Annotated in this window: 23 protein-coding genes and 2 pseudogenes; 6 read left to right on the top strand and 19 right to left on the bottom strand. The window is 66.3% G+C overall.

The annotated features are described in order from the left end of the window. Positions 1-20: 20 nt before the first annotated feature. From BST12_RS16725 to BST12_RS16705, 5 genes are all read right to left on the bottom strand, one after another. Positions 21-1232: an acyl-CoA dehydrogenase family protein gene (locus BST12_RS16725; RefSeq protein WP_083114248.1), complete on the bottom strand. Its 1212-nt coding sequence runs from the start codon at positions 1230-1232 to the stop codon at positions 21-23. A gap of 4 nt (positions 1233-1236) precedes the next feature. After that, positions 1237-1833 (bottom strand): TetR/AcrR family transcriptional regulator, encoded by a 597-nt coding sequence (locus tag BST12_RS16720; RefSeq protein ID WP_083114247.1) that lies wholly within the window; start codon positions 1831-1833, stop codon positions 1237-1239. 127 nt (positions 1834-1960) lie between these two features. Beyond that, on the bottom strand, positions 1961-3175 hold the full coding sequence (locus BST12_RS16715; RefSeq protein WP_083114268.1) for a GNAT family N-acetyltransferase: 1215 nt from the start codon (positions 3173-3175) through the stop codon (positions 1961-1963). 36 nt (positions 3176-3211) lie between these two features. Beyond that, positions 3212-4666, bottom strand: a complete 1455-nt coding sequence (locus tag BST12_RS16710; protein WP_083114246.1) for a flavin-containing monooxygenase — start codon at positions 4664-4666, stop codon at positions 3212-3214. A gap of 46 nt (positions 4667-4712) precedes the next feature. Then, positions 4713-5270, bottom strand: a complete 558-nt coding sequence (locus BST12_RS16705; protein ID WP_083114245.1) for a PadR family transcriptional regulator — start codon at positions 5268-5270, stop codon at positions 4713-4715. Between the two features lie 86 nt (positions 5271-5356). Here BST12_RS16705 and BST12_RS16700 point away from each other — a divergent pair, with 86 nt between their 5' ends. From BST12_RS16700 to BST12_RS16685, 4 genes are all read left to right on the top strand, one after another. Then, complete coding sequence (locus BST12_RS16700) at positions 5357-5773, top strand: nuclear transport factor 2 family protein (protein WP_083114244.1); 417 nt, start codon at positions 5357-5359, stop codon at positions 5771-5773. Between the two features lie 2 nt (positions 5774-5775). Next, complete coding sequence (locus tag BST12_RS16695; protein WP_083114243.1) at positions 5776-6816, top strand: LLM class F420-dependent oxidoreductase; 1041 nt, start codon at positions 5776-5778, stop codon at positions 6814-6816. Between the two features lie 66 nt (positions 6817-6882). Continuing rightward, positions 6883-7752: an alpha/beta fold hydrolase gene (locus BST12_RS16690; protein ID WP_211281290.1), complete on the top strand. Its 870-nt coding sequence runs from the start codon at positions 6883-6885 to the stop codon at positions 7750-7752. 8 nt (positions 7753-7760) lie between these two features. Further along, positions 7761-8552, top strand: coding sequence for an MBL fold metallo-hydrolase (locus BST12_RS16685; protein ID WP_083114267.1), 792 nt, complete (start codon positions 7761-7763; stop codon positions 8550-8552). A gap of 6 nt (positions 8553-8558) precedes the next feature. Here BST12_RS16685 and BST12_RS16680 read toward each other — a convergent pair whose 3' ends face one another. The 3 genes from BST12_RS16680 to BST12_RS16670 form a co-directional block, all read right to left on the bottom strand. Continuing rightward, positions 8559-10820: an NADP-dependent isocitrate dehydrogenase gene (locus BST12_RS16680; protein WP_083114241.1), complete on the bottom strand. Its 2262-nt coding sequence runs from the start codon at positions 10818-10820 to the stop codon at positions 8559-8561. 101 nt (positions 10821-10921) lie between these two features. Beyond that, positions 10922-11776: a DUF1932 domain-containing protein gene (locus tag BST12_RS16675; RefSeq protein ID WP_083114240.1), complete on the bottom strand. Its 855-nt coding sequence runs from the start codon at positions 11774-11776 to the stop codon at positions 10922-10924. Beyond that, positions 11773-12345, bottom strand: coding sequence for a TetR/AcrR family transcriptional regulator (locus tag BST12_RS16670; protein ID WP_083114239.1), 573 nt, complete (start codon positions 12343-12345; stop codon positions 11773-11775). Before BST12_RS16670 ends, BST12_RS16675 begins: the two co-directional genes overlap by 4 nt. Positions 12346-12454: 109 nt before the next feature. On the opposite strand from BST12_RS16670, the gene BST12_RS16665 reads away from it, so the two are divergent. After that, positions 12455-13366, top strand: a complete 912-nt coding sequence (locus BST12_RS16665) for an SDR family NAD(P)-dependent oxidoreductase (RefSeq protein WP_083114238.1) — start codon at positions 12455-12457, stop codon at positions 13364-13366. A 1-nt stretch (position 13367) separates the two neighbouring features. On the opposite strand, the gene BST12_RS16660 is transcribed toward BST12_RS16665, so the two are convergent. The 7 genes from BST12_RS16660 to BST12_RS16630 all read right to left on the bottom strand — a co-directional run bounded on the left by BST12_RS16660 (position 13368) and on the right by BST12_RS16630 (position 21102). Next, positions 13368-13802, bottom strand: a complete 435-nt coding sequence (locus tag BST12_RS16660; RefSeq protein ID WP_083114237.1) for a hypothetical protein — start codon at positions 13800-13802, stop codon at positions 13368-13370. Positions 13803-13815: 13 nt separating this feature from the next. Then, complete coding sequence (locus BST12_RS16655) at positions 13816-15408, bottom strand: FAD-binding protein (protein ID WP_083114236.1); 1593 nt, start codon at positions 15406-15408, stop codon at positions 13816-13818. Beyond that, on the bottom strand, positions 15405-16181 hold the full coding sequence (locus BST12_RS16650; RefSeq protein WP_083114235.1) for a PP2C family protein-serine/threonine phosphatase: 777 nt from the start codon (positions 16179-16181) through the stop codon (positions 15405-15407). The genes BST12_RS16655 and BST12_RS16650 overlap by 4 nt, the downstream gene beginning before the upstream one ends. Next, entirely contained in the window at positions 16160-17497 is a 1338-nt protein-coding gene (locus tag BST12_RS16645; RefSeq protein WP_083114234.1) for an aromatic ring-hydroxylating oxygenase subunit alpha, read from the bottom strand. The genes BST12_RS16650 and BST12_RS16645 overlap by 22 nt, the downstream gene beginning before the upstream one ends. Before the next feature lie 8 nt (positions 17498-17505). Continuing rightward, positions 17506-19269: an N-acyl-D-amino-acid deacylase family protein gene (locus BST12_RS16640; protein ID WP_083114233.1), complete on the bottom strand. Its 1764-nt coding sequence runs from the start codon at positions 19267-19269 to the stop codon at positions 17506-17508. Positions 19270-19362: 93 nt separating this feature from the next. After that, positions 19363-20124 carry an SDR family NAD(P)-dependent oxidoreductase gene (locus tag BST12_RS16635; RefSeq protein WP_139801724.1) on the bottom strand — a complete coding sequence of 254 codons (762 nt, stop codon included), beginning with the start codon at positions 20122-20124 and terminating at the stop codon, positions 19363-19365. A 36-nt stretch (positions 20125-20160) separates the two neighbouring features. Beyond that, positions 20161-21102: an extracellular catalytic domain type 1 short-chain-length polyhydroxyalkanoate depolymerase gene (locus BST12_RS16630; protein ID WP_083114231.1), complete on the bottom strand. Its 942-nt coding sequence runs from the start codon at positions 21100-21102 to the stop codon at positions 20161-20163. A 74-nt stretch (positions 21103-21176) separates the two neighbouring features. On the opposite strand from BST12_RS16630, the gene BST12_RS16625 reads away from it, so the two are divergent. Then, a complete protein-coding gene (locus BST12_RS16625) occupies positions 21177-21668 on the top strand; it encodes a MarR family winged helix-turn-helix transcriptional regulator (protein ID WP_083114230.1) in 492 nt (163 codons plus the stop codon). Here BST12_RS16625 and BST12_RS16620 read toward each other — a convergent pair. The 4 genes and pseudogenes from BST12_RS16620 to BST12_RS16605 form a co-directional block, all read right to left on the bottom strand. Next, positions 21655-22932 (bottom strand): annotated as a pseudogene (locus BST12_RS16620) (acyltransferase family protein); the annotation flags it as partial. The gene BST12_RS16625 and the pseudogene BST12_RS16620 overlap by 14 nt on opposite strands. An 81-nt stretch (positions 22933-23013) precedes the next feature. Continuing rightward, positions 23014-23148, bottom strand: a pseudogene (locus BST12_RS16615) (DUF5078 domain-containing protein); the annotation flags it as partial. A gap of 61 nt (positions 23149-23209) precedes the next feature. Further along, on the bottom strand, positions 23210-23911 hold the full coding sequence (locus BST12_RS16610; RefSeq protein ID WP_083114228.1) for a YoaK family protein: 702 nt from the start codon (positions 23909-23911) through the stop codon (positions 23210-23212). Between the two features lie 195 nt (positions 23912-24106). Next, positions 24107-24487 carry a hypothetical protein gene (locus BST12_RS16605; RefSeq protein WP_083114227.1) on the bottom strand — a complete coding sequence of 127 codons (381 nt, stop codon included), beginning with the start codon at positions 24485-24487 and terminating at the stop codon, positions 24107-24109. Positions 24488-24589: the final 102 nt, after the last annotated feature.

Here is a 24589-nt window from a genome sequence, read left to right as displayed (position 1 = left end):
CCTAGCCCGCGGCTTCTGGGCTAACGGATCGGCAAGCCAGTCAGCGCGCGCGAGATCACCAGGCGCTGGATTTCGCTGGTTCCCTCGAAGATCGTGAAAATCTTCGAGTCGCGGTGCATTCGCTCCACCGGGTAGTCGCGGGTGTACCCGTTGCCGCCGAGGATCTGGATGGCCTCGTCGGTGACGTACACCGCGGTTTCGCTGGCCATCAGCTTGGCCATCGACCCTTCGGCCGCGTCGAAGTTCTGGTTGTTGCGGGCCATCCAGCCGGCCCGCCAGACGAGCAGCCGGGCCGCGTCGATGCGGGTTTTCATGTCCGCCAGCTTGAACGCCACCGCCTGGAATTCGCCGATCTTGCGGCCGAATTGTTCGCGCTGGCAAGAATATTCGAGTGCGTACTCATAGGCGGCGCGGGCGACACCGACGGCCATGGCGCCGACGGTGGGCCGGGTGCGTTCGAAGGTCTTCATCGCCGCCTGCCCACCGGCGGAGGCACCGGATTTGACTCGGGCGATCCGGGCTTCGAACTTCTCGCGGCCACCCAGGATCGTGTCCTCGGGAATCCGGACGTTGTCGAGAACCACCTCGGCGGTGTGGGAAGCGCGGATTCCGTGCTTCTTGAACTTCTGCCCCTGCGCCAATCCCGGCGTCTCCGGCGGGATGACGAAGGTGGCCTGGCCGCGGGTACCGAGCTCGGGATAGACCGATGCGACGACGATGTGCACGTTTGCGATGCCGCCATTGGTGGCCCACGTCTTGGTGCCGTTGAGGATCCACTCCTGGGTTGCCTCGTCGTAGCGTGCCCGAGTGCGGATGGCGCCGACGTCCGAGCCCGCGTCGGGCTCTGACGAACAGAATGCGCCGAGCTTGGGTTCGCCTGCGGTGCCGAACATTTCGGGCAGCCAGCGGCCCAGCTGTTCAGGAGTTCCGTTGCCCGCCAACGCCGCCGCGGCCAGCCCGGTGCCCATGATGGACAGCGCGATACCGGCATCGCCCCAGAAGAGTTCCTCTAACACGGTGATCATGGCCAGTCCGCTCGGTTCGCCGGACTGCTGCGCGAAGAAGTCCGGCGAATACAGGCCCACCTTCGCGGCCTCCTGGATCACCGGCCACGGGGTCTCCTCGCGCTCATCCCACTCGGCGGCGGCCGGGCGGATGACCTCGGCGGCGAACTGGTGCACCCAGTCGCGCACCTCGATTACGTCTTCACTCAATTGCAGCGAAAAAGTCATGGCTCTACTCCTTGGTTGTTAGGTAGCTGACCGTTTGGCTCACCCACGCCTCGAAATAACGCTTCTCATCAACGTTTCCGGGGAGACGGCCGGTCAGCGCTTGCAGCGTGGCGGCATAGGACAGGGAACCGATTGCGACCGCCGCGGCCGCTTCGGGGTCGCGGACGGTCATCCGTCCGCGGTTGTTCGCCTTGCCGAGTTCGTCGGCGAATCGCTGGTAGGCGTTGTCGGTGATCACCTGCCAGGTCTTCTCGTCGAGATCGCCGAGTTCGTCGGGTTCGCGCAGCATGACCTTCAGCAGATCCTCACTCTGCTTCAGGTTGTTCCAGATCAGCTGCCCGGCGGTGCGCACCGCGTCCTCGACGGTCTTCGGCCGGCCGGCCTCGTACTCCTCGCGCGCGGCGACCACGCTGTCGATGCGGTGGCTGACCGCCGCCTCCAGCAGCTCACGCTTGGAGGCGAAGTGCTTGTACAGCGCACCCGATCCCGGGGCCAGGCCGGAGGCGCGCTGAATGTCGGCGACCGACGTCGCCGCATACCCCTTAGCGGCAAACAGCTTCAGCGCCTCGGCCAGCAGCCGGTCACGTCCGGAGGCGAGCATGGGTGAGAGAGTACTCACTCACCAGCCCTCGGCGCAAACCGGTCCGGCTGCGCCGAACGTGCACCCACTGCGAAAAAATCGGCGAAAAATCGCGGTCAGTGCACGCTGGGCGCAACTAGAACCGCAACTAGAAATAGAACCCGGCGTACGGAGCCTGCGGCACCGCGAACAGCCGATCGGCCACCGCGAGCGCCGCCGGATCGTCGGCGCGGGCCAGCCCGGAGACCGCGAGGCTGCGCCAGGTAGTGCCGCCGAGCAGCACCGCGCCCAGGCCCTCGATCGTGATGTGTACTTCGGCCGGCCGGGTGCTCGATTCGGCACCGTCGGCGGTGATGGTGAACCGGCCCGAGTTGCGCAACACCGGATCGTCGACCGCGACGGTGACGGCGCCGTCGCCGGTATAGCCGCGCGCGGACAGTGCCGTTGCGACGTCAATGACGCGCAGCCAGGTTTCATCGTGCAGCGCGGTGATCTTGGCGGCCCGCCGATCCAGCAGCAGCGTAGGCAGCGGATCATCGAGCGGGAGCATCCAGAACACCACACGGTCAATGAGATCCAGGCCGAGCAGGAAACGCAGCAGCCCGAGATAGGCCTCGGTGGTGGGGGCGAAGAAATCCTCGACCATGATGGTGCGCTGATCGCTGACGAACCACGTGCCGGTGTCGGTGGGGCGGTAGCGGACGAAGCCGGATTCGGCGCCCGGCTTGCCGTGCACCGCGATATATGAAGGGCCCGGCGATGATTCGCTGCGCAGCCGCAGGCTCTCCCACCACACCTGCGGACGGTCAACCGTCCCGGCCCGGGACGGGCGATTCTCCCGGTAGATCCTGGGCAGCAGATCCCACGCCTGCCCGGCCTCGATGAGTCGCACCGGCCCGCCGGCTTCGACGCCCGGCCGGAGCCTTGCCCGCGCCGTCTGCACCTCGACGCTCTGCACCGAATTGGCGACGCCGTAGCCGTACCGTCCATAGATGGTCGCCTCCGAGGCGCGCAGTGTGGCGACCACCTCGCCGCGCGCGGCGAAGTCGCGCAGCTGGTGGTGCACCAGGTCGGTGGCGACACCTTGCCTGGTGAACGACGGCAGCACGCCGATGTGTGTCACACCGGCGTGGGCCACGGTCGCTCCGCCCGGCAGCGACAGCCGGCCGGTTATGGCGTCAGCGGTGCCGATCAGTTCGTCGTCGACGAATGCCCCGATGGTGCGGCCCGGTTCGAGCAGCTTGGTGATCTGGCCGGGCGACAGATTCGGCAGTGGCGGCAAGCCGACCATCGCCGCGCGAAACACCTTGGCGGCGGCTAGCAGCTCGTCTTCGCTGTCCAGAACGCGGATGTCGGTGCTCACCGGGCAAATGTAATCGCCGGCGCCGGCCGCCACGCCTTAGCGGATGTCGAAGTGCCCGGGCTCCGGGGCGGCCAGCATGGCCGTCAGCGTCGCGCGGTCATACGGCCACAGATCGATAGTGTTGTTCTCGGTGCGGTACCAGGAGTTGCAGCCGGTGTTCCACACCGTGGGCGTCATCGCCTCGGCCACCGCGGCGTTGAACTCGTCGGTGGCTTCCTCGGTCACCTCGATCGAGGTTGCCGTGCCGTCGCGCAGCATCTGCAGGAACCGCGCGATGTAGTCGGCCGTCCGTTCGGCCGAATACTGCAGAGAGATGGATCCGGTGGGCGAGTTCGGGCCCAGCACGGTGAACAGGTTGGGGAATCCGGGGATAGCGGTCATCCGGTATGCCCTCGGACCGCCGGCCCAGGCCTTGTCGATGGTCAGGCCGTCGCGGCCGGTGATCTCCATGGGCCGCATGTAGTTGTGCGTGTGGAATCCGGTGGCCAGGATGATGACGTCGACGGGGCGGTCACGGCCGTCGGCGGTGCGGATGCCGGTGGGCGTCACCTCGGTGATCTGTTCGGTGACCAGCTCGGCGTTGCCGGATTGTATTGCGCGGTAATAGGTTCCGGAGACCACTTGCCGTTTGCACAGCGGTTGGTAGTCGGGGGTCAACCGGTTGCGCAGGTCTTGGTCGCGGACCTGCAGGCGCAGGCAAAGCCGGGCGTAGCCCTGGACCGTGCGCCGGCGCCACGACGGCCGGGTGGTGATGTCGGCCAGAATCCCCGAAGCCCACAGCAGGCCCCGGTACAGCGCGTCGTGCACCTTGGGCCAACGGGTCAGCGCCGCGCTGAGAAAAGCGCTCTGGCGCAACGACATCGGCGCCCAGAGAATCCACTGCGGGGAGCGGACGTAGTGGGCGATGGCCGCCGCGCTGGGCTGCAGGGCGGAGACGATCTGTACACCCGTGGATCCGGTGCCGATGACCGCGACGCGCCTGCCGCGTGTCTCAAGCTCGTCGTCCCAGCGCGCGGTATGCACTACCGGGCCGGCGAACTCGTCGAGACCGGGAATGTCCGGGGTCGCCGGGTGGTGGAGCACTCCGGTGGCGCAGACGACGACGTCGGCGACGATCTGCTCGCCGTCGGTGGTGGTCAGTGTCCAGCTCGCGGTGTCCGCACCCCATTGTGCGGCAATGACTTCGGTGTTCAGCCGGATGTGATCGCCCAAGCCGAGCGAATCCACCACCTCGCGGTGATAGCGCTGGATGTCACGGCCGTCGGCCCAGACGTGTGACCAGTCGGGCTTCGGTGCGAAACCGAATTGGTAGAGCTGCGAAGGCACGTCGCAGGTGAGGCCGGGATAGTGGTTCCAGTGCCATACCCCGCCCACGTCGGACGCCTTGTCCAGGACGGTGACGTCGGTGCAGCCACGTTGGGTGAAGACGTGCAGCGCGGTGATTCCGGCCAGGCCGGCACCGATGATGACCACCCGCGGCTCTCGGCTCATCCGATGGGCCCGCTTCCCAAGCGCGATAGCTGCTTTCGGGTTGGGGTCATAGCCGGTACCGGTGGTCGATGATCGTCAACGCATGATCAGCCCAGCGAATGTTCTCCTCCTCGAACGAGATTCCGCGCAGCAACGTCAGGTAGGGCCCCACTCGCTCTGTCTCCGCGAGGAATGCCCTTTCGGTACGGCCGTCAAGCATGCGGGCCCGAAGCCGTTCGTAGCGTTGCAGTTTGGCGCTGGCCCAGTGGAGTCGTCCGGCGATGAAGTCGCGGACCGCTTGCGTGTCACCGGCGTCGGCGGCTTGGACTTTGACCAGCAACTCGTCACGGATCACCGACGGCTTGGGTGCCCGCGCGGTGAACTGCTTGATCGCCTCATGGCCGGCCTCGGTCAGCGCATACATCCGCTTGTTCGGCCGGCGTTCCTGGTGGACGACGCGGGCTGAGATGAGGCCTTGTTCGGCCAGCCGGTCGAGTTCGCGATACAACTGCTGCGGGGTGGCCATCCAGAAGTTCGCCACCGACGCATCGAAGCCCTTGGCCAGGTCGTATCCCGACGACTCGCCCTCGAGCAGCGCGGCCAGCACGGCGTCTCGCAGGGACATCGGGCGATCATATATCCACGCACCTATTCAACAAAGTGATTAATCACCTATGGACACGTCCGGGGTGTGGCGTCTAACTTGTCCACATGCATCCATTCCGTAAGGCGGTCGAAGCGCGCGACTTGGCGGCCGTCCAGGCGATGTTGGCTGACAACGTCGTATTCACCAGCCCGGTGGCGTTCAAGCCGTATGTCGGCAAGCCGATCACCGCAGCGCTGCTGCGCGGTGTGTTGCGGGTCTTCGAGGACTTTCACTACATCCGGGAAATAACCGACGCCAACGGGCGCGATCACGCGTTCGTCTTCGAAGCCGGGATTTCGGGCTCGCCGGGCGTGAAGATCACCGGCTGCGACTTCCTGCACTTCAACGACGACGGCCTCATCGACGACTTCATGGTGATGGTCCGGCCGCTGTCAGGTGCAACCGCACTGTCCGAGGCGATGGGGGCCCAGTTCGACCGGATTCAGCAAGAAGCGCTCGAATTCGCCGCGCAGGCAGGCTGACCATGAGAATCGGATTGGGCATCAACTACGCCGGCGGCTTCAAGGATGTCGCCGCCGAAGTGGCGGATCTGGAGCGGGCCGGCCTCGACATTGTCTTTGTCCCCGAGGCGTATTCGTTCGACGCGGTGAGCGCGCTGGGCTACCTGGCCGCAAGCACCGAACGCGTCGAGTTGGCCTCCGGCATCCTGCAGCTCTACACCCGGACACCCACGCTGACCGCGATGACCGCGGCCGGTTTGGACTACGTCTCCGACGGCCGGTTCACCCTCGGTCTGGGTGCCTCCGGCCCCCAGGTCATCGAGGGTTTTCACGGTGTGCCCTACGACGCGCCGATCGGCCGCACCCGGGAAGTGGTCGAGATCTGCCGTCGGGTGTGGCGTCGCGAGACCCTTGACTACCAGGGCAAGCACTACACGATTCCACTGCCGGCCGGGCAGGGCACCGGGCTGGGCAAGCCGCTGAAGCTCATCAATCATCCGGTGCGGGAACGCATTCCGATACTGGTCGCCGCACTCGGCCCCAAGAACGTCGAACTGGCCGCCGAAATCGCCGAGGGCTGGCAACCGATCTTCTATCTGCCGGAGAAGGCGCAGGACGTGTGGGGCGAGTCGCTGGCCGCCGGCCAGGCCAAGCGCGACCCAGCGCTGGGGCCGCTCGAGGTGTACGCCGGCCCGGCGCTGGCCATCGGCGAAAACGTCGAGTCGCTAAGGGAATTCGTCAAACCCCACTTGGCCCTCTACATCGGCGGAATGGGCGCCAAGGGCAAGAACTTCTATCACACGCTGGCCACCAAATACGGTTACGGACCGCAGGCCGACCGCATCCAAGAGCTCTACCTCGCCGGCGACAAGGATGGTGCGGCCAAGGTGGTGCCCGACGAACTCGTCCGCGACGTCAACCTGATCGGCACCCGCGAGTTCGTCAAGGAGCGAGTCGCGGCATTCCGCGAGGCGGGGGTGACGACGCTGAACGTGACGCCCATGGCGGGGTCACCCGCCGAGCGGGTCAAGCTCATCGAGGAGTTGCGTCAACTCGTTGACTAGCCGATGAACCGATTCGCGTTGACTCTCGCATTGCTGGTTGCGCTGACGGGATGCGCCGCTGACCCAGTGAACAGCCGCCCGGCCCGAGCGGCCGGCATATCGGGGGACTTCAGCGGTCCGATCGACATCGGCAACGGCAGGCACCTTTATCTCGAGTGTCGCGGAAAGGGCAGCCCGACAATCATTTTGGAGTCCGGCTACCACAATGCGTCGGATCTGTGGAGCGTGTCCGATGCTGCCGCGCCGGCGGTAGGCCCGGCCGTGCTGCCCGCGCTTGCCCGGGAGCATCGGGTGTGCGCCTACGACCGGCCCGGAACCCTGCGCTCGTCCCCCCCGCCCGCCATTACCGACCGCAGTTCGCCGGCTCCGATGCCCCGCACCGCCCAAGACGTCGTTTCCGACCTGCATGCGGTGCTCGGAAACGCCCGGCTGCGGGGGCCGTACATCCTGGTCGGGCACTCACTGGGCGGGTTGTTCGTCCGGCTGTACGCGCAGACCTATCCCACACAGGTGCGTGCGCTGGTCTTCGTCGACGCCTTCGCCGTCGAAATCCCGAGCCTCATGGCATCCGACTGGCCGGCTTATCGGCAGGCGCTGGATGGCCCGTTGCCGCAGTTCGCCACTGCGCGGTCGTTCGAACTCATCGACATCGACAAGAGCGTCGAGCAGGTGGGCGCCGCTGCCCCGTTTCCGCCCATCCCCATCGCCGTGCTCACCAGAACCGAGCCCTTCATCATTCCCCCGGACGTCCCGGCCGAAAGAGGCCCGCAGTTAGAACAGGCATGGCGCGACGGTGCTGCCGATCTCGTCGCACTGCGGCCGCAAACACCGCACCTGGTGGCCGCCGGTAGCGACCACTTCATTCAGATCCACCAACCTGACCTGGTGGTGGCCGGCGTCGAGTTGGTGATGCAGAGGTCGGCAGGGAGCCACTGATGTCGGATGTGAAAGTTCACCATCTCAACTGCGGCACCATGAACATGCCGGGGGCGCCCCTGGTGGCCCATGTGCTGCTCATGGAAACCCGGAACGGGCTCGCGCTGGTCGACACCGGCTTCGGCATCCAGGATTGCGAAAATCCAAGCAGGATCGGCCCTTTCCGGCATTTCCTGCGGCCGGTGTTGTCGCGCCGGGAGACCGCGGTCCACCAGATCGAAGAACTCGGCTTCGACCCCACCGACGTCCGGCATATCGTCATCACCCACTTCGACTTCGACCACATCGGCGGCATCGCCGATTTCCCGCACGCGCGAATTCACGTCACCGCGGCCGAAGCGCTCGGCGCCGTGCACGCACCCTCGGCGCGGGAAAAGCTGCGTTACCGCAGCGGGCAATGGGCGCACGGGCCCAGCTTGGTCGAGCACGGCCCGGCCGGCGAATCATGGCGAGGTTTCGCCGCCGCGAAACCCCTCGATGCCATCGATCCGGGGGTTGTGCTGGTTCCCATGCCCGGTCATACGCGTGGCCACGCCGCGGTCGCGGTCGATGCCGGCCACCGCTGGATCCTGCACTGCGGCGACGCTTTCTATCACCCCGGCACCATCGACGGGCACTCGCGAGTTCCTCGGGTGCTCAGCGCTCAAGAAACCATGTTCGCCTTCGACCGCAAACAGCTTCGCGCCAACCAGGACCGCTTGACGGAGCTGTACCACCGCCAAGAACCCGGCCTGCTCATCGTCTGCGCTCACGACCCGGGGCTCTACGCGCGGGCCCGCGACAGCCAGCAAGCGGCCTAAGGCGACCTAGAGGGATTCAGCGCGTGGGTCTTCCCAGCCCTTGTCACCCGTCAGCACCGCATTGAATGTCTTGCTCGGCCGCATCACCGCCGCGGTCTTCTCCGGGTCCGGGAAGTAGTAGCCGCCGATGTCGGCCTCTTGGCCCTGGACCTCGTTGAGTTCGCGCACGATGGCCTCTTCGTTGTCGGCCAACTTCTCGGCGAGCGCGGCGAAGTGCTTTTGCAACTCCTTGTCCTCGGTCTGCGCGCCGAGTTCCTGCGCCCAGTACAGCGCCAGGTAGAACTGGCTGCCCCGGTTGTCGAGCTCACCGGTCTTGCGTGACGGGCCCTTGTTGTTTTCCAACAACTTGCCGGTAGCCGCATCGAGCGTCTTGGACAGGACCTTGGCGCGCTCGATGTCGTTCTTGCGGCCCAAGTCCTCGAGGCTGACGGCCAGCGCCAGGAATTCGCCGAGTGAATCCCAGCGCAGATGGTTCTCTTCCACCAATTGTTTGACGTGTTTGGGCGCCGAACCGCCCGCACCGGTTTCATACATTCCCCCGCCGGCCATCAGCGGCACGATGGACAGCATCTTGGCGCTGGTGCCCAGCTCCAGGATCGGGAACAGGTCGGTGAGGTAGTCACGCAGGATGTTGCCGGTGGCCGCGATCGTGTCCAGTCCGCGGATCAGGCGTTCGATCGTGTACCGCATGGCGCGTACCTGCGACATGATCATGATGTCGAGACCCTCGGTGTCGTGGTCCTTCAGGTAGGTCTTGACCTTCTTGATCAGCTCGTTCTCGTGCGGCCGGTAGGGATCCAGCCAGAACAGCACAGGCATGCCGGAGAGGCGGGCGCGGGTCACCGCCAACTTGACCCAGTCCCGGATGGGTGCGTCCCGCACGATGGGCATCCGCCAGATGTCCCCGGTTTCAACATTCTGGGTGAGGAGCACTTCTCCGGTCTCCAGGTCGACGATGTTGGCGACGCCGTCCTCGGGAATCTCGAAGGTCTTGTCGTGCGAGCCGTACTCCTCGGCCTGTTGCGCCATCAGGCCCACGTTGGGGACGGTGCCCATGGTTTTCGGATCGAAGGCGCCGTTGGTCTTACAGAAGTTGATGAGCTCCTGATAGATGCGGGAGAAGGTGGATTCGGGCATCACCGCTTTGGTGTCCTTGGTCCGTCCGTCGGCGCCGTACATCTTGCCGCCGGCGCGGATCATGGCCGGCATCGAGGCGTCCACGATCACGTCACTGGGGGAGTGGAAGTTGGTGATGCCCTTGGCCGAATCGACCATCGCCAGCTCCGGACGATGCTCGTGGCAGGCGTGCAGGTCCCGAATGATCTCATCGTGTTGGGATGCGGGCAGCGACTCGATCTTGTCGTAGAGGTCGACCATTCCGTTGTTGACGTTGACACCCAGTTCGTCGAACAGCTCCTGGTGCTTGGCGAAGGCGTCCTTGTAGAAGACCTTCACCGCGTGCCCGAAGACAATCGGGTGCGAGATCTTCATCATGGTGGCCTTGACGTGCAACGAGAACATGACGCCGGTCTTGCGGGCGTCCTCCATCTGCTCTTCGTAGAACTCCACCAAGGCCTTCTTGCTCATGAACATGCTGTCGATGATGTCGCCCTCGAGCAGCTCGACCTTGGGCTTGAGTACGAGGGTTTCACCGCTCTTGGTCTCCAGCACCATCTTCACGTTGCGGGCGCGGTCCAGCGTCATCGACTTCTCGCCGTGGTAGAAGTCGCCGTGCTTCATGGTCGCGGCGTGGGTACGGGAGGCCATCGACCACTCGCCCATGCTGTGCGGATGCTGGCGGGCATACTCTTTGACGGCCTTCGGCGCGCGACGGTCCGAATTGCCTTCCCGCAGCACCGGATTCACCGCACTGCCCAAGCAGTTGGCGTAGCGGTCCCGGATCTTCTTCTCCTCGTCGGTCTTGGGGTCCTGGGGGAAGTCGGGTAGGTCGTACCCCTTGCCCCTCAACTCCTTGATCGCCGCGACGAGCTGGGGCACCGAGGCGCTGATGTTGGGCAGCTTGATGATGTTGGTTTCCGGCTTCTGCGTCAGCTCGCCCAGTTCGGCCAGGTTGTCGGGCACCCGCTGCTCGTCGGTCAGACGGTCGGGGAACTCGGCCAGGATGCGGGCTGCCAGCGAGATGTCGCTGGACTTGATCGTGATGCCCGCCGGTTCGGCGAAGGCGCGGATGATCGGCAGAAAGGCGTAGGTCGCCAGCAGTGGCGCCTCGTCGGTCAGCGTGTAGATGATGGTCGGCTCGGCGCTCATGGTTGTTCTCCCGGCGTCACTGTCGGTCAAGATTGACGAAGGCGGATTGCCTGTTCGACCTTACTAATGATCCGCCGGTGCTGTGCGTCCGCGGCCAGCTTTCAGCGCGCGGCCTCGCCGTTCGGCGGCGGCTTCGAGAGCAGCGCAAGCACGGCGGCGACGTCGAGGTCGTCACGGTCCTTGACCGACGTCCAGCGCTCCAGCGCCGTCGCGGCGCCTATCGCCATGTCGCCGGGAAGCCCGGCGGCGCGCAACGCCTCGTCGGCCTCGCGCATTTCCGGTGCCCATCGCCAGGCGCGGGACGCGGCGGCGCGAAATCCGTCGGTGTCGGCAAGCGGCCGGCTGTGCAACAGGTCGGCCTCCCGGGCCAGGTGGTCTTCTACGTCGTGCCGGCGGGCCAGGGCGTGGGCGACGGCGCCCAAGACCCGACTGGCCTTTTGGTAGGACGCGTAGGCCATCTTCAATGCTGACGCCTGGCCGATGTCGCCGGAGAGCGTGACGACCTCGAGTGCGGTGCCTTCGAAGAGCCGCGCGATCGGTTCCGCATGGCCGCACACGTAAAGGCGGGTGGTGCCGGGTGTCATCGGCGGCTCGCCGATGATTGCGCCGTCGGCGAGCAACGCCGTCGGCAACAGGGCCGCGACCCGCTGCATCCGGGCCGGAGAGATCGCGTTGGCGTCGAGGTAGACACCGGTGAAGGCGCGTTCGGTGCTTTCGGCAACCGAACGAGCCACGTCCTCGGCGTGCGCGGGCGGACAGATCGACACGACGATGTCGCTGCCGTCGAGCGCGGTAGCCAGCTCGGCGCATTCGGCCAGCCCCGCATCCTTGGCGCGCCTACCCGTTTCGGCACTGCGGCCGGTGCCGACCCACCGCACGGTCGCCTCGGTACGCCGCGCCTGGGTACCCACCGCCGCTCCCATCGAACCGGGATGCAACAACGTCACGACCGTCATCGCGGCTGCCCCGCGCGCAGGCCGTCGAGGGCCACTTCGGTGACCCGCTCGGCGATGTCCGCGTTATAGCCCTGCATGGCCTGGCAGCCGACCAGCAGCGCCTTTACCTCGGGCACTCCCACGTCTGGGCGCGCGGTACCCGCATCCTGGGCGGCACGCAGCAGTTCGGCGAGCAGGCTCAGGAAATCCTGCTCGGCCTCGGGGACGGTGCTGTTGATGTCGATCCCGAAACCGGCCAGCGCCTCGACGAGACCGCGGTCGGCGGCGCCCCACTGCAACACCATCGAATGCAGAAACGCAAACAAAGCCTGACCGGGCCGCTCGGTCTCGAGCAAGGCGCGGCCCTCGTCGATGATGCGGTTCATCCGGTCGGCGATCACCGCCTGGAACAGCGCTTCCTTGGTGGGGAAGTGCCGGTACACGGTGCCGGCGCCGACGCCTGCGCGCCGGGCGATCTCGTCGATCGGCACCGTTAAACCCTCGGCGGCGAAGGTCTCATAGGCGACCTCCAGCACGCGCGCCCGGTTACGAGCGGCGTCTGCGCGAACCGGCCGACCGCATCGACCCAACTTTCACCCCTGGAGTACACGTGTTGACAAAACGGGGCGCACGTTCCGTATAGTCGGGAACCAAGCGGAGCGCTCGCCCCGTTTATTGCATCATAGCGAGGAGTCCCACGTGACCAAATGGACCGCCGGCGACATTCCGGACCAGACCGGCCGCACCGCCGTCATCACCGGCGCGAACACCGGCCTTGGCTTTGAGACGGCCGCGGCGCTGGCCGCGCACGGCGCACGGGTCGTGCTGGCCGTGCGCAATCTCGAGAAGGGTAAGCAGGCGGCGGCCCGGATCGCCGCGGCCACCCCGGGTGCGGAAGTCGAATTGCAGGAGCTCGACCTGTCGTCACTGGAATCGGTGCGCGCGGCCGCGGCGCAGCTGCGCGCCGATCACGACCGCATAGACTTGCTGATCAACAACGCCGGAGTGATGTACACGCCCAAGTCGACCACCGCGGACGGCTTCGAAATGCAGTTCGGCACGAACCATTTGGGCCACTTCGCCTTCACCGGCCTGCTGCTGGATCGGCTGTTGCCCGTGCCGGGTTCGCGGGTGGTGACCGTTAGCAGCATCGGCCACCGAATCCGCGCCGCGATCCATTTCGACGACCTGCAGTGGGAGCGCCGCTACAGCCGGGTCGGAGCGTACGGGCAGGCCAAGCTCGCCAATCTGCTGTTCACCTACGAACTGCAGCGCCGACTGGCGCCGAGCGGCACCACCATCGCGGTAGCCGCCCACCCGGGCGGCTCCAACACCGAGCTGATGCGCAACCTGCCGCGGGTGCTCGTCGCCGCGAGCGCAGTGCTGGGCCCGCTGTTCCAAGATCCGTCGCTGGGTGCCCTGCCGCAGTTGCGGGCCGCCACCGACCCTGAGGTGATCGGCGGCCAGTACTTCGGGCCGGACGGGTTCCAGGAGACGCGGGGCTACCCGAAAGTCGTGGCGTCCAGCCGGCAGTCGCACGACGCCGGGCTGCAGCGCCGGCTGTGGGCGGTCTCCGAAGAACTCACCAAGGTGGTCTACCCCGCCGGCTGATTCAGGCGGCGGCTTCGGCGTGAACGTTCCTGGCGCCCTTGACATTTCGTAGGCCCGAGCAATTCACGCAGCCGATGCACCCGACGCAGTCGGTGCAGCGCACGCACCCGATGCAGGCCACGCATCGGGTGCAGGCGATGCAGCCCAGGCAGGCAACGGATTCGCGGACGGCGACACACAGCACGGTCAACAGGCTGCCGATCACCGCGACGCTGCCCGCGGTGGCCGCCGACCCGGCGACTGCGACGCTGCCCGCGGTGGCAACCGAACCGGCGACCGCCACGCTGCCCGCGGTGCTGGCCGAGCCGGCCACCGCGGCGCTGCCGGCGACCGCGACCGATCCCGCGACGGCGACACTGTCCCGAACCGCTATCGACCCCACGACAACGTCAGCGGTGTCACCGTCGACGACCGGCGTATCCCACGCAATTGTCATAGGCCTCATCATGTCAGGCTGACGCCGCGGCGGCGTGTGTCCCGGCTCGCCGGCCGGCGAAGACGCAGTCGGACAGCGATAGACCGCTGACGTAGGAGTTGGAGCAGATGCCGGCGGCGGTGCGTCCGGCGCTGAACAGGCCGGGAATCGGCTGGCCTGATTCGTCGAGCACCGCCCCGGTGTCTTCGTCCACCCGGATACCGCCCAGGGTGAGCATCGGAGTGGGGTTGAGCAGGCTGGGCCGCACCGAGATGTTCAGCAGCGTGAAGGGCGGTTGCGCGATGCGCCGGACGAACTCGGCAGGCTTGCCGGCCGGGTCCGGTGTCCCGTTGTCGGCGGCATCGTTGTGCGCCGTGACCGTGGCCAGCAGTCCCTCCGGATCGACACCGGCCGCCTGGGCGACCTCGCGCAGCGACCCCCGCCGGACCGAGTCGACGGACATCAGCGCCGCCGACTGCGCACGCTGAAACCACAAGGGCTGCTTGAGCATTTGGCGCCGGGCTTCCCGCATCAGCGCGGCGTCGGCCAGAATCCAGCCCTTACCGTTGTGGTTTCGCACCATGGCCTGTCCGACGGCGGCGCCGTAGCGGCTCTCGTCGATGATCCGGCGCCCCTGTGCGTCGACGATGATGCCGCTGATGAACGCGCTGGGCGGCGTGATGAAGCGCCACGCCGAAATGTTGTCCATCCGCTCGGCCACCGCTCCGACGCTCTGCGCCAGCGCGATGCCGCTGCCGTCGTCACCGCTGGTGCCGAGTTGCAGCCCGTTGAGGTATTGCGGTGCGAACCGTTGCACCCATTCGGTGTTGGCGATGAAGCCGCCGGCGCAGACGATCACCGCGCGCCGCGCGGTGATGCGCAGCGGTTGGGCGTAGCGCCGTTCCAGCTTGCGCAGCCGGTGTTCCGTCACCCGCCGCAGCGGCGGGTAGTAGACCCCGGGTTTGGCCGAGATAGCCGCCAGTTCGGCATATAACCGCCGGATCCGCGGCGGCGCGTAGCTCATTGTGCTCGTCTCGACCCCGGTGACGCGCCCGGCCGGATCCTGGATCAGCCGGGTGGCAGTGGTGTGCGGGAGCAGCCGAACACCAAGGGACAGTGCGGACTTGGCCAACGGCTCGTACATCTTCTTGCCGGAGGTGCCCTTTCCCTTCACCCGATGGCCACGCTGCACCGGCGGGGTGTGGCAGCGGAAGGCGCCGGCGTTCTCGCTGCCCGAGTGATAGAGGTAGTAGCGATTGTTGGGAAACGACGTCTTGTAGGGGCACAGGGTGGAATCGAACGGCACGCCGTACTTGATCAGCCAGTCGATCATTTCGGGGCTGCCGTGCACGAAGGATTCCAGCGTCTTCGCGCTGACGGCGTCGCCCACTTCAAGCCGCAGGTAGGTCAGCATCTGCTCGGCGCTGTCGCTTACCCCGGCCTGCCGCTGAATTGCCGTGCCCCCGCCGGCGTAGATGATGCCACCCGACATTGCGGTGGCACCGCCACCGTTGGCACGGTCCACTGCGATGACATCGGCACCTTGCTCGCGGGCAGCGATCGCGGCGCATGCACCGGCCGCGCCGAAGCCGATCACCACCACATCAGCCGATTGGTCGGTGGTCATTCCGTCACTGTATCGGCGATGTCGATGACCACCGCGGTGATGTTGTCCGGCCCGCCCGCATTGTTGGCGGCGTCGATGAAAGCCGCACAGGCATCGTCGGGATCGCGCTGCTCATCCAGTATCCGCACCAGGCCCGCCTCGTCGACCACTCCGGACAGGCCGTCGCTGCACAGCAGAATGCGGTCGCCCCCTTGCACATCCAGCGTCGCCGAATCGGCCAGTGCACGCGGGTACATCGCGATGTGCCGGCTCAGCGTGTTACGGGCCGGATGGCCGTCGGCGTCCTTGATGTCGACTTGGCCCGCGTCGATCAAATCCTGCAGCACCGTGTGATCGCGGGTAAGCCGCTGTAGTCGGTGCTCGCGATACAGATAGACGCGGCTGTCTCCGAGGTGTGCGACCAACGCGCGCGCACCCGCGATAACCACCGCCACCACCGTGCTGCTGGCCCCTGATGCGCGCGGATCGGTGGCCGCGTAGGCGCGAAAGTCGTCGGAGAACTCGGCGACGGCACGGCCCAACAGCTCGGCTGCGTCAGGATCGTCCTCTGACGACTTGAGGTGGCGCGCAACATATGTCGGCAGCAATTCGATCACCAGCGCGGCGGCCAGAGCGCCATCGGTGCTGCAGGCCACGCCGTCGGCGACCATGAAGAGATTCTGGTCGGCATCGGCGCCCCAGCGATCCTGGTTAGTGGATCGCAGCCGGCCGATATCGCTGCGCCCGGCAAACCGCACGCATTCGTCCACCGCTACGCCCTCTCCGGCGCGCAACCGCCGCTCATCCGCTCGGACTCCGTCAGGCCCAGGTAGCGCTCGAGGTTGCGATGCATGTTGATGACCCGCCGCTCCTCGCCGGACAGTACAAGGTGGGTGAAGCCGGGTTGATGCAATCCGCGCTGCAAGCCCGGCAGGACTCGAATATCTTGGGTGAGAACCACTCCCGGCTCGGCGTCGGCGGCAGACATCCGCATGTCCGACGGTTTGTTGCGCGGCGCGCCCGGAGGCAGCCGCGTCATCAGGAACATGACCATCTCCCCGTGATCGGGATCCGGGCCGGGCCGTGAGCACATGATGGTCAAGTGGTCGGCGTTGGCCAGAAACGTCATGTTCGGGAACACGTTGTACTGATGCAGCCGGGTGATCCGGTCGGTGTCGGCCCAGCCCAGATCTACGCCGCGGGTTGCCGCGAACTCGCGGGTCCGTGTTGCGATCAGGTCGGCAACGGTCTGTTCGGGTTGGCCGGTGGGAAATGGAGTGCCTTCGGCTGCACCCATCAGTGCTCCCTGGGTGTAGACGTAAGCGTCCCATACCTCTTCGTCGCTCAGCGCGCCGTCGAAGCGGGGGCTCTGCACGCCGTACGGTTGATCGGACTTGCCGGTATGTCCCCAGATCTGTTGCGGGGCGTGGATGTCGTCGACGCAGCGCAGCAACTCCGGATGCAAAGTCTGGATATGGTAGGTCTCGCTGTAGCCGTCCGCGATGGTCTTCCAGTTTGCCTCGACCTCGACGGTAAGTGTTGCGTAACAACGGAATTCGCTCAACCTGCACCAGGCAATGTCGTCAGGCACTGCCTCCAAGTACTCGATCAACGGCATTGCGTCGAGGTCGAGGTTGACGAAAACCATTCCCTCCCAGACTTCGACGCGGGCCGCAAGCAGCGGGAAATCGGACATGTGCAACGAGCCGAAGCCCTTGCGGTTGGGCACCCGCTTGAGCGCGCCGGCCAGATCCCAGGTCCAGCCGTGGTAGCCGCACTTGAGTTCACGCAGGCCCGAGCCGGAGCCGGCGCAGATCGAGTTGCCGCGATGGCGGCAGACATTCTGGAAGGCGCGCAGCACGCCGTCGTCACCATGGACGATCAGCACTCCATATGGGCCGCAGCGGTATTCGAAGTAGTCGCCGGGCTTCGCCACGTGGTCGGCCATGCACGCGATCTGCCACACCTTCGGCCACAACCGTTCGGTCTCGAGGGCAGCGAACTCAGCAGAGTAATAGCGTTCGGCGGGCACCAGTGTCGGAGTTGCAGGAGGTGTGCCGATGGCGTCCTCGTCGCGGGTGCAGGCCGGATTCCCGGCGGCCAGCTTCATTCCGCGACCTAACGCGCGCCGCGTACCAGGCGGCCGGGACGTGCGCCGGTGTCCACGTCATGGCGGCGCGTCACCGTTCCGCTGACAATCGTCGCCGCATATCCGCTGGCGCCCTGCAGGATTCGGCGTCCACCTGCGGGCAGATCGTAAGCCATCGCGGCCGGGTGCAGCTTCAGGGCGGCCAGATCGATCACATTGACGTCGGCCTTCTTACCGACCTCGATCGTGCCGCGGTCGGTGAGACCGTACAGGTGGGCGGTGTCGCGTGACTGCTTGCGGATGACGTATTCCAGCGACAGCTGCTCACCGCGGTGGCGGTCGCGTGCCCAGTGCGTCAGCAGAAAGGTGGGATACGAAGCGTCACAGATCATTCCGCAGTGCGCACCGCCGTCGGACAGGCCGAGTACGCCGGCCGGGTGCAGCATCATCTCCCGGATCGCGTCGTGGTTACCTTCGGCGTAGTTGAACAGGGGCAGCATCAACATGGCGGTGCCCTTCGACTCGAGCATCAGGTCGTAGAGGGTCGCCAGCGGGTTCTCGCCGCGCGAGCGGGCGATCGCGGCGACGGTCCGATCGGGCGTGGGCTCGTAATCCGGCGGGTCGCCGAGCGCGTAGAGACGCTCCAGCGAGTGCTGCACGAACGCGAACATGCCATCGAACAACTGGGTCGGGTCGGCGGGCAGGTTGTCCTCGGCCAGGATGGCCCCTTTGACCGCCGGATCGGCGAGCCGCTGCGCGAGTTCGTCGCGGCCACATTGTTCCTTCAGCCGCCGATAGGTGGGCCGATGCGAAAAGCCGTGGTGCCCTTCGAATCCGATCATCATTCCGAACGGGCGGGCCGCGATCTGCGGATACAGCCGGCTGCCTGCGGCATGCGCATCCGCGGAAAGGTCCAGCTGCTCCCGCCAGAGTTTGGGGTCGGCGTCCACCTGGATGAGCGCGAACGACAGCGGCCGGTCGATCTCAGCCCCCAGCCGTCGCATCCAATCCAGCTCCTTCCTGGGCCCCACGATGTCCTCGCCCGCGGCCCCCTGCGGAGCAAGCTCGAATACCCCCTGCCCACCGGCCGCCATGGCGCGGCCGAGGCCGAACAGCTCCTCCTCGGCGGCGAACGTACCGGGCACGGGTTCGCCGTCCATCGCCCGGTGAGCCAGCGTGCGGGACGTCGAAAAACCAAGGGCGCCGGCTGCCATGGCCTCGGTGACCAGCCGGCTCATGGCCGCGATGTCCTCGGGTGTGGCCGGCTCGTTGCGGGCGCCCCGCTCGCCCATCGCGTACGCCCGGACCGCGCCGTGGGCGACCTGACTGCCGACATCAATCGAGAACTTCTGCTTGCCGATCGCGTCGAGATACTCGGGATAGGTTTCCCACCCCCAGGTGATGCCTTCGGTGAGAGCGGTACCCGGAATGTCCTCCACGCCCTCCATCAGCTTGATCAGCCAGTCCTCGGTGCCCGGCCGCACCGGGGCGAATCCGACGCCGCAGTTGCCGGTGACCACGGTCGTGACGCCATGACCGCTGGACGGCTCGAGCACGGCATCCCAGCTGACCTGACCGTCGTAGTGGGTGTGGATGTCGACGAAGCCGGGAGCCACCACTTGCCCTGTCGCGTCGATGGTTTCGGCCGCCTGGGCCGTGTCCAATCCGGGGTCTTCGGCGCCGCGCCGGACGATGTCGACGATCTTGCCGTCCTTGATGCCGACGTCGGCGCGATAGCGCTGCGCGCCCGTGCCGTCCACGACGGTCCCGCCGGTGATTTTCAGGTCGAACATGACTACCCCGGAATCTGTGCGCATTATTACGCTACGCACGGTAGCGTATGTCCCACCGTATGCGCCCCGGCCGGTCGAGTCAATGAAGCGTGCTTAGCCGCCGACCATGGTCAGGCCGCCGTCTACCGGCAGCAATTGCCCGGTGATGAAGCCCGACCCCGTCCCGGACAGAAAGACCAGCAGCGGTCCGACATCTCGGGCGGGATCGCCCAACGCACCGCCGAGCGGAATCATCGTTTTCAGTTGCTGGTCGATCAGCGGGCCGGCTGCTGGGCCGAGGAACTCCCGCAGCCGGTCGGCCCCGGGCGTCTGCACCGCCGGCGCCAGTGCGTTGACGGTGACTTTGTCGGCGGCCCAAGCGCGCGCGGCCGAGCGGGTCCAGGCCTGCACGGCGCCTTTCGTCGCGGCATAGACCGCCGAAATAGGGCTGCCCATAACGGCTTCGGAGGATCCGAAGTTGATGATCCGGCCGCCTTTGGGATCCTGGTCCTTCATCACGGCGTAGGCGGCCTGATTGGTCAGGATCGTCGCCTTGACGTTGGTGTCGAGCAGGAAGGAAATGTCGTCGGCGCCCAGATATCCCGGTATGCCCGGCTGCCACAGCCCCGCGGCGTTCACCAGGACATCGAGCCCGCCGAGGACCTCGGCAGCTTGCCGCACCATCGCCGAAACAGCTTCGGTATCGCGTACATCGCACTGCAGCCAGGTGGCCGCGAGATCGTCCGGCGGCGGCGTCCGGTGGTAGGTCGCGGTGACGTCGGCGCCCGCTTCGGTGAGGACTCCGACGGCGGCCGCGCCGATGCCGGTCGCTGCACCGGTGACGAGAATCCGGCGGCCGCGCAGTGGTGGCGTCACTTCTGCCATGGCCGAAACGCTATATCGTCACGCCGCTCAGCGATGGTGCGCAGTGAAGAACTGCCAGATGGTGTCGGTGGCGTCGAGCGCTGTGGACGGGGCGGGGATGCCGACTCTCTCGAGTACCGGACTGCGTGAACCGCCGGGCCACTGATGGCCGGCACCGGCCACCAAGATCAACTCCACGGTGCGCCCGTCCGCGCATGCGGCCGTCTCCGTTGTCACGTCTCCAGCGGTGCTGGAGGTCGGCGGCCCGCATGCGTCAATGCCGCGCCAGGTGGCGTTGACTGATGGCACCGAGGGGCCGTCAACGCGTGCGGTTCCGTTGGCCGCGAACGCTTTACCGGGTCCTCCGCCGTAGGGCACCCGGTCGTCCGCGGTGCCGTGGATCTGCAGGACCGATGTCGGCTGGGCCCGCGAGCAATCGGTGAGCAGCGTTCCCGCCACGGGTGCGATGGCCGCGAAGGTGTCGGTCTCGCAGGCCAGCCGAAGTGCCATCATGGCGCCGTTGGACATGCCGGTGGCGTAGACGCGAGTCGTGTCGATCGGGATCTGTTGTCCGATCGCCCCGACCATCGCGGTGATGAACCCGACGTCATCCACGCCGGTATGTCCCGGCATGCCGCAGCAGGATCCGGCATTCCAGGCGCGGCCGAGGCCGTCGGGATAGACCACCAGAAAATGCCCATTGTCGGCCTCGCTGTCCCAGTGGTAGGCGCGTTCGGCCTGCGCGCCATTGCCGAAGCCGCCATGCAGCATCACTACCAGCGGCGCCGCGCCGGTCAGTCCCGCCGGCCGGTAGATGTTGAAAGTCCGCGTGGCGCCGCCGAATTCGATGCTCTGGCTGGATTGGCCGACTGGGATCGTCCGGGGCGCCGGAGCGCCGATCGCATGCCCTCCGCCGAAGCAGCCGCTGAGCGTTGTTCCCAGCGCTGCGACCAGGACCACGTTGAATATCCGAACGAATCCAGATGCCATCACCCCATCGTGACAGGGCGCGCCGAGATTGACAAGTAACTTGTCAATTTCGGAGAAAGTGGCACACTCAGCCCATGCGACGTCTTCTGGATGCGGACTGGGAGCCGACCGTCCCGGCCCTGCTGCAATTGGTGGCGGCCAGCGGCGGGCCCCGGTTGCGGGCCGCATTCGCCGCCGCTGGACTCGACGGCATCCGGCCGGCCCAAGCGGTGGCGCTGGTGCCGTTGGTCGCCGGCGGATTGCACGCCTCAGATCTGGCAGACCGGCTGCGGGTGAGCCGGCAGGCGGTGGCACAGGCGGTGGCTGCGCTAGAGCGACACGGCTATGTGAGTCGGGTGCCCAACCCCGCCGACGCCCGTTCTCGAATCATCGAGCTGGCTCCGCGGGGGCGGCAGGCGCTGCGGGTAATGCGTTCCAATGCACTGGAATTGGAGAAGCATTGGCGACAGACGCTGGGGCAGCAGCGGTTCGACGAGCTGCGTAAGAGTTTGCAGATGCTGCTGTCCGCCGAAGCTGAAACAGAACCCGAAGCCGAGCCCGAAGGCGGATCGGCGCCGCCGCCGTGAGCACCCGGGCGGCGACGAGCGCGGTCATCATCACCGTGACGCACAGCAGCCCGTCGTCCTTGAGCCCCCACTTCACCGAAGCCAGGATCGCGGCCCCCGCGACGCAGAGCAGCACGCCGACCGCGGTGCCGCGCCGGTCCGAGTTGATCGCGGGCGCGCCATCCCAGCCCGGCAGCGGTGTGTTCTCCAGCGGCCGCAGCGCGAGGAAGAGCACCGCGACGACGGCGACCATGATGAGGACCTGCGCCACGCTGATCGCGATGAAATGTGGCCGGCCGGGGTAGCGGGCCAGGCCCAACTCGTCGCACAGTAGGTGGACCGCCAGGAGCGCGGGCATATGCCAGAGGTACAGCGTCATCGCCCCGGAGTTGCCGACCACGGTCCACCACCACACCCGCGGGCGCTGCGCCCAGCGGGCGATAGCCGGAGCGGCCGCAATTGCCAACGCGCTCAGGATGATTGCGTGTCCGGCCAGCAGCAGTGAGGGCGGGCTCATGTTCGGGAAATGCTGGCCTTCGATGCCCACCAGGCTCAGTTCGTAAGGGCCCCAGCGCAGCAGCGCCACATTTACCGCCAGCAGGGCCACCGCAATGCCCAGCGCCGCACGCCCGGTGAGTAGCCCGCGGCGGTAGGCGATACCGAACATCCCCGGCAGCAGCCACACGGCCATGTTGAGATAACCGAGCGGCGCCATGGCGAGCCAGTACAGCCGCACGACGTCAATGACGGCGACCGCGCCGTAGACGGTGACCACACCGGCTACCAAGCGGCTGGTCGTGGTGATTCGCGACAGCACCGGCATTGCGGCCAGCACCAGCACGTAAGCGCCCAGAAACCACAGCAGCTGAATGCTGATGCCGGCGACCGGTTGGTAAACATGTTGCGGCAGCACGTGATACAGCAGCGTCAGGGTGACGGCCCAGAATGTCAGGTAGTAGAACACCGGCCGGAACAGCCGGGTGCAGCGTTTCATCAGCCAGCCGCCCCAGTTGGTGCCCGGCTGCCACGATGCTTCACACGCCGCGACGCCTGCGAAGAAGAACAGCGGCATGATCTGGAAGATCCAGGTCAGCGCCTGAAACGTGGTGGAGGTGGAGAGCAGGTTGTCCCAGATGAGTACGCGATTGCGGATCACGCTGGTCGCCATCACCGTGTGTCCGATCACCACTCCGATCAGGGCGGTTATCCGGATGACGTCGATCGCGCGATCTCGGCTCGGGGGCGTGCTGGCGGCAAGTTCGGCGGGGCCGGGAATCGATTTCACTCAGGAAGCATCGCCGACCCGCCGGTTGATGCGCTTGCGTAGTTCTACTCGTCCTGCCGCTTAGTTGCCCCAGTTCCACATGCACGTCGTCGCGATCATCGTGTGCGGTATCGGGAAGTCTTCGGTGGAATCGGCCGCGGCGAGCTTGGGTTCGGCGACCGCACCGATGACCAGGGCCACGAAGATGGCCGCGAGAAGGACGATATAGAGGGCTATGGACGCCGAGCCGGATCGCGACCCGAGGGCTTTGTTGCGCACGGCTGCAGCTTCCTTTCGATCAAAGTGCTTGGGCCTCAACGGCATCGGTCTGCCGCTGATTCGGTATCTCGACCCGGTTGGTCCGGAAGGTGTAGACGGTTATGGCCGCGGACGCGGCGGTGGCGGCCGCCAGCATCTGCGAGCCGTTGGCAACCAGGCTGATACATCCGCCGATGGTGGCGCCCGCGGTGTAACTGGTGAACTGCAAGATGTATCCGAGCCAATCGCTGGCCGATCCGCCGCTGATGTGACGCTCGATTCCCTGGCCGAACTTCACCAGTGTGCCGGTCACGTAGCTCACCGGAGTGGTGACCTCACCGTCGCGGACGAAGGAGGTGTTCATCGCGCCAAGAGCGAAGGCCACGAACACAATTGAGACGAACGTGACTCCGTCGACGCCGTCAACCGCATCGATCGCGGTCGCGATGATCAAGAACAAGGTCGTCAGCGCCGTCGGGCTGTGCGGGTGCCCCACCCAGAGGTGCCGCCGGCACAGCGATGCCAGCACCACACCGCCGAGGAACGACGCCATCAACATCGCACCGCTCGCCGACAGCCAGTAGTGACTCTTGAACAGCCCCACCACCGCGACCCGCGCGTTGCCGGTCATGAAGGTCACGAAGTAGCCGACGGTTTGAGTCAGGGCCGTCGCTCCCAAGAGGCCGGATAACGCTGTCAAGACCCACAACAACCGCGCCTCACGAGTGCGGATTTCACGCATGCCATTACCCAATCGGTAGGCCGCCGATGCTGTTCGACAATGAAATCAATCGACGTGAACTTGCATATATTCGCAGAATTTAGCCGCGTGCTGTTCGACCGGCCATGGGCATGTTCACCGATGCGCCCAGGTGGCGGTCGACATTGTGCACATTGCCACGATCAGGGCCGGGTCGCGGCACCGTCGTCGGGCGCTCTACCAGGGCGAAGCTTGCTGGGTGAGGTTCACGAACAGGTAGGCGAGGCAGAACAGAAAGTTCAGCACGACAAGCACCAACCCGGCGAATATGGCCGAGTGGGTGCTGCGCTTTCTAAAACGCTTGAGCTTTGCGGCCCGCTTTTCATGGTCGAGGTGGGTGGCGATGAGGGCGAAATTCACGTCCGTTAGTTCGACGGGTGAAGCGGGAGCTCCCGCCATCATTTGTTGCAGGCGCCTCGGTGCGATTTCGACGCCGACCCCGACGAAGCGCTGGCTCAGCTTGCGCGCTTGCCACCCGCTGAGAATCTGATCTCGCATCCGAAGCTGATGCGAGAAATACCGTCGTTCGTCGCCCCAGGGGTTCGACGGGGTCGTCACAAATCGGGATTGTAGTTCGCCAGCGCGTGCAATAGGGCAGTTCCACGCCGATATTTCGGGCATTGGCCGAACCATTCGTCGATGGCCGGATGAACTGCGCCG

The organism is Mycobacterium angelicum (assembly GCF_002086155.1).
Taxonomy (GTDB): domain Bacteria; phylum Actinomycetota; class Actinomycetes; order Mycobacteriales; family Mycobacteriaceae; genus Mycobacterium; species Mycobacterium angelicum.
This window is presented reverse-complemented; position numbering and strand designations above follow the sequence as displayed.

Excerpts from the sequence above, each read along its gene's own strand:
- BST12_RS16680 (WP_083114241.1), bottom strand. The coding sequence starts at position 10,820 with ATGAGCGCCGAGCCGACCATCATCTACACGCTGACCGACGAGGCGCCA.
- BST12_RS16675 (WP_083114240.1), bottom strand. The coding sequence starts at position 11,776 with ATGACGGTCGTGACGTTGTTGCATCCCGGTTCGATGGGAGCGGCGGTG.
- BST12_RS16695 (WP_083114243.1), top strand. The coding sequence starts at position 5,776 with ATGAGAATCGGATTGGGCATCAACTACGCCGGCGGCTTCAAGGATGTC.
- BST12_RS16630 (WP_083114231.1), bottom strand. The coding sequence starts at position 21,102 with ATGGCATCTGGATTCGTTCGGATATTCAACGTGGTCCTGGTCGCAGCG.
- BST12_RS16655 (WP_083114236.1), bottom strand. The coding sequence starts at position 15,408 with ATGACCACCGACCAATCGGCTGATGTGGTGGTGATCGGCTTCGGCGCG.
- BST12_RS16725 (WP_083114248.1), bottom strand. The coding sequence starts at position 1,232 with ATGACTTTTTCGCTGCAATTGAGTGAAGACGTAATCGAGGTGCGCGAC.
- BST12_RS16705 (WP_083114245.1), bottom strand. The coding sequence starts at position 5,270 with ATGTCCCTGCGAGACGCCGTGCTGGCCGCGCTGCTCGAGGGCGAGTCG.
- BST12_RS16640 (WP_083114233.1), bottom strand. The coding sequence starts at position 19,269 with ATGTTCGACCTGAAAATCACCGGCGGGACCGTCGTGGACGGCACGGGC.
- BST12_RS16625 (WP_083114230.1), top strand. The coding sequence starts at position 21,177 with ATGCGACGTCTTCTGGATGCGGACTGGGAGCCGACCGTCCCGGCCCTG.
- BST12_RS16610 (WP_083114228.1), bottom strand. The coding sequence starts at position 23,911 with ATGCGTGAAATCCGCACTCGTGAGGCGCGGTTGTTGTGGGTCTTGACA.
- BST12_RS16710 (WP_083114246.1), bottom strand. The coding sequence starts at position 4,666 with ATGAGCCGAGAGCCGCGGGTGGTCATCATCGGTGCCGGCCTGGCCGGA.
- BST12_RS16720 (WP_083114247.1), bottom strand. The coding sequence starts at position 1,833 with ATGCTCGCCTCCGGACGTGACCGGCTGCTGGCCGAGGCGCTGAAGCTG.
- BST12_RS16660 (WP_083114237.1), bottom strand. The coding sequence starts at position 13,802 with ATGACAATTGCGTGGGATACGCCGGTCGTCGACGGTGACACCGCTGAC.
- BST12_RS16700 (WP_083114244.1), top strand. The coding sequence starts at position 5,357 with ATGCATCCATTCCGTAAGGCGGTCGAAGCGCGCGACTTGGCGGCCGTC.
- BST12_RS16645 (WP_083114234.1), bottom strand. The coding sequence starts at position 17,497 with ATGAAGCTGGCCGCCGGGAATCCGGCCTGCACCCGCGACGAGGACGCC.